The organism is uncultured Methanobrevibacter sp. (assembly GCF_937898925.1).
GTDB lineage: Archaea > Methanobacteriota > Methanobacteria > Methanobacteriales > Methanobacteriaceae > Methanobrevibacter.
The window spans coordinates 1-8,242 of the sequence record NZ_CALDKF010000094.1 but is presented as its reverse complement, the minus strand read 5'-3'; the positions used below and the strand labels follow the sequence as shown (position 1 = coordinate 8,242).

Genomic DNA, 8,242 nt, shown 5'->3' with positions numbered 1-8,242 from the left:
ACGCTTCCCTTGAAGAGTTGATCATGTCATTAAAATTATTGTATGGTAAGGACTTAGGCTTCAAGACCAAATACATCCAAGAGTTATCTGAATTGGTATCCAAGAAAACCGGTTTGGAAATCCCATACAATAAGCCAATTGTAGGTAAGAACGTATTTAGACATGAATCTGGAATCCATGTGGATGCAGTAATTGAAGAGCCTCTTACATACGAACCATATTTGCCTGAACTCGTTGGTCAAAGAAGACAATTGGTTTTAGGAAAACATTCCGGTTGCAGAGCTGTTAAGGCAAAACTTGATGAATGTGGATTCAAAGTGACCAATGACCAACTTTGCCAAATCGTGAAAAAGGTAAAGGAAAGCAGAGAAGAAGGAAAATACATTGACGACAATGTATTTAAAGACATTGTAAGAAGCATTGATTCAAATTATGTTGATTTATAATATAATCAACATTTTCTTTTTTTATTTTTTTAAATCTATTTAAATTATTTTATCTTGACTAAAAAACTTATTTTTATTTTAAATTCTATTTTAGATGAGCAATTAACTATTTTTAACCTATTAAACAGAAATTAATAAAACTGAAATTAATATAAATAAATTTATAAATCTAATGGATTAAATTATAAAAATAGATATAAAATTAAATTAATTAAATTAAAGATATTGATTAAATTGATATTGATAAAATTTTTAGGAGATTAAATTTGAATATTTCAGAAAAAATATTATCTCAGAAACTAGGTCGTGAAGTCATTCCTGGAGAAATTATCGAAGTGGATGTTGATTTGGCAATGTCACATGATGGAACTTCACCTCCTGCAATAAAAACCTTTGAAAAAATAAGCGATAAGGTATGGGACAATGAAAAGATAGTCATTGTCTTTGACCATAATGTTCCTGCAAACACAATTGGATCTGCAGAGTTTCAAAAGGTTGCTAGAAACTTCATTAAAACTCAAGGAATTAAGAATCATTACATTCATGGAGAAGGAATCTGCCATCAGGTGCTTCCTGAAAAAGGCCATGTTGAGCCTGGAAAAATCATTGTTGGTGCAGACTCACATACATGTACCTATGGCGCATTTGGAGCATTTTCCACTGGAATGGGCGCTACCGATTTAGCTATGGTTTATGCCACTGGAAAGACATGGTTCATGGTTCCTGAATCATTCAAGATAGAAGTTGAAGGAAAATTGAACCCCGGCATCACTTCAAAGGACTTGATTTTAAACATCATTGGAGAGATTGGAATAGCTGGAGCCACCTATAAGACTGCTGAATTCTGTGGAGAGACAATCGACAATTTAGATGTTGAAAGCAGAATGACCATGACAAACATGGCTATAGAAATGGGTGCTAAAAACGGAATTATGGAACCTAATCAGTCCACAATTGAATATGTTTGCGAAAGAACAGGCAAGACAAAGGACCAATTGAATATACTCAAATCCGATAAGGATTCCGTATACGAAAAGGAATTCCTGTTTAATGTAGATGACATGGAAGCTCAAATAGCTTGCCCTAATGATGTGGATAATGTAAAACCATTGTCACAAGTTGCTGGAACCCACATTGACCAAGGATTTATCGGTTCATGTACCAATGGAAGGTTATCAGACCTTGCACAAGCAGCAGCAGTGCTTGAAGGAAAGCAAGTCCATGATGACGTCAGATTAATCATCATCCCTGCATCAAAGGAAATATACCAAAAGGCAATGGATTTAGGATACATAAAGACATTCTTAGATGCTGGAGCTATGGTATCCAACCCAGGTTGCGGACCATGTTTAGGTGGACATATGGGAGTATTGTCTGAAGGTGAAACAAGCATTTCCTCAACAAACAGAAACTTCAAAGGAAGAATGGGAGATCCTAATTCATCAGTATATTTAGCTAATGCAGGAGTTGTGGCAGCATCTGCAATTTCAGGATTCATTGAAAACCCTGATAACTTATAAATCATATTTAAATCCATAATTTTTTATTAAAATAATAAAATTAACAAGTAACACGGAGACTGAATATGTCAAAAACTACTGATAATAACATCAATGTACGTTTAATTGAAAAAATTAATGCTGTTGAGGAAAAATACCATAAACAGTTTTCAAACACTCAAAAAATTCTATTGACAACTGATGGTTCAATTACAGCAATCCTTGATGTCCTATATGGAAAAATCGATTTGAAAACTTTAGAGCAACATTTTGAAGAGGCAACTGAAGAAAGTGCACCTTTGGTTAATGTTGCTGTTGGAGATGAAGTAAATTATAGGGAAATCGTAATGCATAAGGACGATAATCCTTTGATTTATGCTGTTTCCTACATACCTCTAAAAAGATTGACACAGGAGATCAGGGACGACTTAATCAGAGCAGACACTCCTATTGGAAGGATATTGAAAAACTACAATGTTGAATCCAGAAGAGAGATAAATGTTATTCAGATAGAAAAAGCATCAGATAAGCTTAAAGAGCTTTATAATACTGAAGAAGATTTCTTAACACGTGATTACACCATAATAAACAATGGCGAAATCTTGATGTGGATTAAGGAATTCTTCCCAATAAATTACTTTACTGAAATATAAGTTATGCTGATATAAGGATGATGAAATATAGAGCATTAAAAATATGATTTAAGCCATGAATAGTTAACTAAACATGAAAAATAGTTTTCAAATGCTCTATTTCACAAAATAGATATATTTACAATGACTAAAATAAAAACAAATGAATTTAAGAAAGATTAGGTGGATGATATGGGAGTAAAATTCAAGGACATAGTTTCCCCAGAGGAAATTAGTCTAAAAGATTTGGAAGGAAGAACTGTGGCAATTGACGCATACAACACAATTTACCAGTTTTTATCAGGCATTCGTCAAAGAGATGGAAGCCCATTAATGGATCAAAACGGCAATGTAACCTCCCATTTAAGTGGAATCCTCTATAGAACTGCATCAATAGTTGATAAAGGAATCAAACCTATCTATGTTTTTGATGGAGACAGTTCAGAGCATAAAGCAAAGACCCTTGAACAAAGAAAGGCAATTAAAGAAGAGGCTATGGAAAAATGGGAAGAGGCTAAAGCTGCAGGAAACATTGAAGAAGCAAGGAAATTTGCTATAAGAACTTCCAGAATGTCTCCTTATATCCTTGAATCCTCTAAAAAACTGCTTGATTATATGGGAATACCTTATGTGCAAGCAAAAGGAGAAGGTGAAGCTCAAGGAGCGTATATGGTAGAGCAAGGAGATGCATGGGCTGTAGCTTCACAGGATTATGACTGTTTGCTGTTCGGCGCTCCACGTATCATCAGAAATCTCACATTAAGTGGAGGATTGTCAAACCTTGAATATCTTGAACTTCAAAAGGTCTTGGAAGATATAGACTTGACAAGAGAACAGCTAATCGATGTGGCATTGATGGTAGGAACCGACTTCAACGAAGGAATCCATGGAATCGGTGCAAAAACAGGATTAAAATTAATCAGAAACAACAGTTTAGAAGATATTTTAGTTCAAAAGGGAATCACAGAAGTGAATGTGGAACCAGATGAACTAAGAGACATTTTCCTAAATCATGAAGTGAATACCGACTATGAGATCAAGTTTAAAAGTGCAAAAAAAGACCAGCTTGTTGAATTCATGTGTGAAGAGCATGGATTTTCAGAAAGCAGAGTCTTGAATGTAACTGAAAAACTGAAAAAATTAAGTTCAACACAAAAAAGTTTAGAGGATTGGTTCTAAACCCAATCTTATCTATTTATTTTTCTAATTTTAATAACGTGGAAAATCCAATCCATAAATTATTTTTACATACTTTAAGGCAAGATCAGCCTGTTTTTTATAATCCTTCAACACTCTTTTTTCAAAGTCATCCCTATTTTTGCTGAGTGTGATAAGCCTTAAAAATGACATGTATTCGTGAACAGAAGCATCATAATCATAATCATATTTTTCAAATAGCTCATCATCACTGAGCTTTAAGTCTTCACCCCTGAATGAAGGAAACTCTAGAGTTTGACAAATATTTTCCTTAGTGAAATGTTTCCGTCTTATCAAAGGGGAAACGGAACTGCATAAGACATATTGACTGCAATCAATCAATGGTGGAATTCCATCCTTATCAAGTCTGTCCAAGCTTGTTAATTTCTCAAAATGCTTAATATTGTAGGAATGGAGTTCTGTATAAAAATCAGGTTTATAATAATCAATCAAATCCAATATTTTCTTCCCTTGCTCAGACTCGTAAAATTCCCTGTGAATTGTGGAAACATAAGGAGTCTTATCGAAATTGTAGATATAGATTTGTCCACTTGAAAAATCCTCATTGGATAAAAGCTTAATCAAAGGCAATACATCCTTGCCTTCATCACCATGAACTCCTCCAATGAATAATTTGGTAGGGCCTTCTCCATTATCAATATAGCGAAAATAAGACATGATATCAGTTCAATAGTTAAATAGAAAATGAAATATAAAAATTTAAAAAAAAATTAAATTAAAGTAAAATAAAGATTTAAAAAAATAATTTATTTAAAAATAAAATAAAAGATTAAAGAGAACTAGGTTCCTTCTCTCCAATCGGATAAGTAATCTTTTTGACGTTCGGACAAGTCATCGATTTCAATACCCATAGCCTTAAGCTTTAATCTTGCAACATCATCATCAATGCTGTCAGGAGCCTTTTCAACACTTAAGGACAAGTCATTTTCAACGATGTATTTAGCAGACAATGCTTGAACAGCAAAACTCATGTCCATGATTTCTGCTGGGTGTCCTTGACCTCTTGCTGCTGCAAGGTTAACAAGTCTTCCATCTGCCAAAAGATAGATTTTTCTGCCATCTTTCATGGTAAACATTTCAATGCTTTCTCTTACCTCTTCACAGCTTACAGATTGAGCTTCAAGGTCTTGTCTGTTGATTTCCACATTGAAATGTCCGGAGTTGGATAACATACATCCATCTTTCATGTACTTGAAATCATCTCCATGGATGATATCAATGTTACCGGTTACAGTTACAACAAGGTCAGCAATTTTAACAGCTTCTCTGATTTTCATTACTCTGTAACCATCCATTCTTGCTTCAAGCGCTCTGATTGGGTCAACTTCAGTTACAATTACATTTGCACCAAGGCCTGCAGCACGGGATGCGACTCCACGACCACACCAACCGTAACCGCATACAACTACATTCTTACCTGCAATCAACATGTTGGTGGTTCCCATAATAGCATCCAATGAGGATTGGCCAGTACCGTAACGGTTGTCAAACAAGTATTTGGTATAAGCATCATTTACTGCAATAACTGGGAATTTAAGAGCCCCATCAGCATGCATAGCTTCCAATCTGTGAACACCAGTGGTTGTTTCTTCACAAGCACCTTTGATGTTTGCCAAGAGTTCAGGACGTTTTTCATGAAGATACATGATCATATCTGCACCATCATCGATGATTACATCCGGCTTGTGGGATAATACATTGTCAATAGCTTCGTAGTATTCCTCATCGGTTTGTTCTCTCCAACCATAGATGTGCAATCCAAGAGCAGCTGCTCCAGCTGCTGCATCATCATGGGTTGAAAGAGGGTTACAACCGGTCATAGCCACTTCAGCTCCACCAGCCTTTAAAGTCAAACCTAAATTGACAGTTTTAGGTTCCAAGTGTAAGCATGATCCAATGGTAATTCCTTCAAAAGGTTTTTCTTCTTCAAATTGTTTTTTGATGTGTTCAAGAACAGGCATGTGTTTCTGAACCCATTTGATTTTTCTAATCCCTTCATCAGCAAGGGACATGTCTTTAACATTACTCATAAATATCACATGAACAATTAATTAATTAATTAATTAATAAAATCAATAATAATCATTTTAAAAAAAAATCATAATAAAATAATTATAATAACTTCAAATCATAACTTTATATCATAATTCCATATTATAATTCATATCATAATTTTTATCATTATAATTTATTAATTTCAATATAAATATTAATTGTGTTTTTTATAATATAAGATTTACTAACAAACCAAAACTATATAAAGCATAAAAAACATAACTTTTAATACTGTCTGATGCCGGGGTGGCTCAGCTGGTTAGAGCGCACGGCTCATAGGGTAACTAAGCGTGCTCTGACTTTTTTCCTGGGATACCGTGAGATCGCGGGTTCGAATCCCGCCCCCGGCATCCAATCCCAGGAATCATAACATCATAACTTTTTTTAACAATTTTTATTCAATTCCACACAAATAGACAACTTAATAAACTATTTTTACTAATTTAACTAATTTACTTGATTCAACTTACTTTTATTGATTAATTCAACCTGCTTTTATTGATTCAACTATTCATTATTAAAAGTTCAATCAATTAAGCTATTAAAAAATGATATTAATTAAAAAGACCAATATTAAAATATCTAAAAAATATTAATTATTTAGAGAATCAATTTAGAAGAATATTAAAAGTTAATAAAATTTTATAGGTTACACAATGAAATATAGAACTTTAGGAAAAACTGGAGAGAAAGTTTCTATCTTAGGATTCGGAGCAATGAGATTGCCTCATTTTGAAAACAATAATCAAATAAATGTTGAAGAATCTGATAAAATATTAAGTTATGGAATTGAAAATGGAATTAATCTTGTTGATACTGCTTATTCTTATCATGCAAATAACTTATCTGGAAAAGGAAATTGTGAAGAGTATCTTGGAAACTTCTTGTATGAAAATTCATATAGGGATGAAATCATTTTAAGTACAAAGCTTCCTAGTTGGCTCATTAAGTCAAAAGAGGATATGGAAAATATATTTGAACAGCAACTAAAGGATTTGAAAACAGATTCAATTGATTTATATATGCTGCATAGCCTCAACGAGGATTATTGGAAAATGTTTAGGGAACTTGATGTCTTTGAATTCATGGATGATCTCTTAAGCTCCGGCAGAGTAAAACATATGGGATTTTCAGCTCATACTGAAATGGATTGGATAGTGGATATTGTAGATGACTATGACAAGTTCGAATTTGGCCTTACCCAATTGAACTACCTTGATGAAAGATACCAGTCCGGAAGGGAGGGAGTTGAGTATTTGGCTTCCCATAACTTAGGAACCATGATAATGGAGCCTCTCAGAGGTGGAAGATTGGTGCAGAATATTCCTCAAGACATTATGGATTTATGGGATATGGCTGAAGAAAAGAGAACTCCACTTGAATGGGCTTTCCAATACCTTTGGAATATGGAGGAAGTAAACACAGTCCTTAGTGGAATGAACAGCATAGAGCAGGTAAAGGAGAACATTGAAATAGCCAACAGGTCAGAAATAAACTCCATTAGTGAAAATGACTTGGAGCTTATTCATGAGGTCGCTTGGGAATACAAGCAAAGGAGAGGAAATGACTGCACAGGTTGTGGATACTGCATGCCATGCCCTCATGGAGTGGATGTTGCAGGATGCTTTAGGGAATATAATGTGGCTAAAATGTTAAACAATCCTGCAGGAAGTGCAATGCATTATTTCTCACTTGAAAGTGGCACAAGGGCAGATAGCTGCTTGCATTGCGATGACTGTTTAAATCATTGCCCTCAAATGATCCATATCTCTGAAGATTTAAAGAAAGTAGAAGAGTTCTTTGGTAAAAAATACACTTATTTCTAATAATCTTAAAAAAGTGATCATAAAAAATAACAATTGTTATATATTATGAGATTTAATATAAAACTAGGGATTCAAAAAGATATAAAAATATAAAAGATAATTGATAATATATTATTAGATGTGAAAAGGTGGAAATATGCCAGAAAGATATAAAGGATTTGGATACTGGGATATAGCAACTCGTCAAATGAGTATTGTAACTAAAAGCCAACAAACAAGATTTAAAGATGCTAAAATAGGCATAGTCGGCTGTGGAGGCATAGGTGGAGCAACTATCATCATGCTTGCACGTATGGGACTTGGCGACTTAACAATTATAGACAAGGATGCATATGATCTTTCAAACTTAAACAGACAGGCAATCTCCAGTTTGGAAACAGTAGGTGTAGACAAAACCGTTGCTACAAAAGAAAGAGTTAGAATAACAAACCCATATACCAAAGTAAATGATTTTAATGAAGAATTGAATGCTGATAACATAGAAAAAGTCTTTGGCGATAGGGACATTATCATCGATGCATTGGATAACCTATACACAAGAATCATCGTAAGCAGATTTGCTAGAG

The 8,242-nt window shown here is 34.0% G+C and carries 7 protein-coding genes, 1 tRNA gene and 1 pseudogene; 7 read left to right on the top strand and 2 right to left on the bottom strand.

Features of this window, described 5'->3' with window-relative positions; genetic code table 11:
- The 4 genes and pseudogenes from aksA to fen all read left to right on the top strand — a co-directional run.
- Window positions 1-446, top strand: a pseudogene (aksA, locus tag Q0409_RS07605) (homoaconitate hydratase); the annotation flags it as partial.
- 266 nt (window positions 447-712) lie between these two features.
- Entirely contained in the window at window positions 713-1,966 is a 1,254-nt protein-coding gene (hacA, locus tag Q0409_RS07600; protein WP_298536641.1) for a homoaconitase large subunit, read from the top strand.
- A gap of 65 nt (window positions 1,967-2,031) precedes the next feature.
- Window positions 2,032-2,598 (top strand): chorismate lyase, encoded by a 567-nt coding sequence (locus Q0409_RS07595; protein WP_298536639.1) that lies wholly within the window; start codon window positions 2,032-2,034, stop codon window positions 2,596-2,598.
- A 171-nt stretch (window positions 2,599-2,769) separates the two neighbouring features.
- A complete protein-coding gene (gene fen, locus Q0409_RS07590; RefSeq protein WP_298536637.1) occupies window positions 2,770-3,756 on the top strand; it encodes a flap endonuclease-1 in 987 nt (328 codons plus the stop codon).
- Between the two features lie 30 nt (window positions 3,757-3,786).
- On the opposite strand, the gene Q0409_RS07585 is transcribed toward fen, so the two are convergent.
- Complete coding sequence (locus Q0409_RS07585) at window positions 3,787-4,452, bottom strand: DUF2119 domain-containing protein (protein WP_298536635.1); 666 nt, start codon at window positions 4,450-4,452, stop codon at window positions 3,787-3,789.
- Between the two features lie 122 nt (window positions 4,453-4,574).
- A complete protein-coding gene (gene ahcY / locus Q0409_RS07580; RefSeq protein ID WP_298536632.1) occupies window positions 4,575-5,825 on the bottom strand; it encodes an adenosylhomocysteinase in 1,251 nt (416 codons plus the stop codon).
- A 265-nt stretch (window positions 5,826-6,090) separates the two neighbouring features.
- Between ahcY and Q0409_RS07575 the strand changes: the two genes are divergently transcribed.
- The 3 genes from Q0409_RS07575 to Q0409_RS07565 form a co-directional block, all read left to right on the top strand.
- Window positions 6,091-6,200: transfer RNA gene (locus tag Q0409_RS07575), tRNA-Met, on the top strand.
- Between the two features lie 306 nt (window positions 6,201-6,506).
- The gene (locus Q0409_RS07570) at window positions 6,507-7,676 is read left to right on the top strand and encodes an aldo/keto reductase (RefSeq protein WP_298536629.1); all 1,170 of its coding nucleotides are present in this window, start codon (window positions 6,507-6,509) and stop codon (window positions 7,674-7,676) included.
- Between the two features lie 136 nt (window positions 7,677-7,812).
- Window positions 7,813-8,242, top strand: a 430-nt coding sequence (locus Q0409_RS07565) for a ThiF family adenylyltransferase (RefSeq protein ID WP_298536627.1), incomplete at its 3' end; no start/stop codon positions are given.

Bases quoted from the DNA above. Each gene is read 5' to 3' on its own strand.
- fen (WP_298536637.1), top strand. From the start codon at position 2,770: ATGGGAGTAAAATTCAAGGACATAGTTTCCCCAGAGGAAATTAGTCTA.
- Q0409_RS07595 (WP_298536639.1), top strand. From the start codon at position 2,032: ATGTCAAAAACTACTGATAATAACATCAATGTACGTTTAATTGAAAAA.
- ahcY (WP_298536632.1), bottom strand. From the start codon at position 5,825: ATGAGTAATGTTAAAGACATGTCCCTTGCTGATGAAGGGATTAGAAAA.
- Q0409_RS07585 (WP_298536635.1), bottom strand. From the start codon at position 4,452: ATGTCTTATTTTCGCTATATTGATAATGGAGAAGGCCCTACCAAATTA.
- Q0409_RS07570 (WP_298536629.1), top strand. From the start codon at position 6,507: ATGAAATATAGAACTTTAGGAAAAACTGGAGAGAAAGTTTCTATCTTA.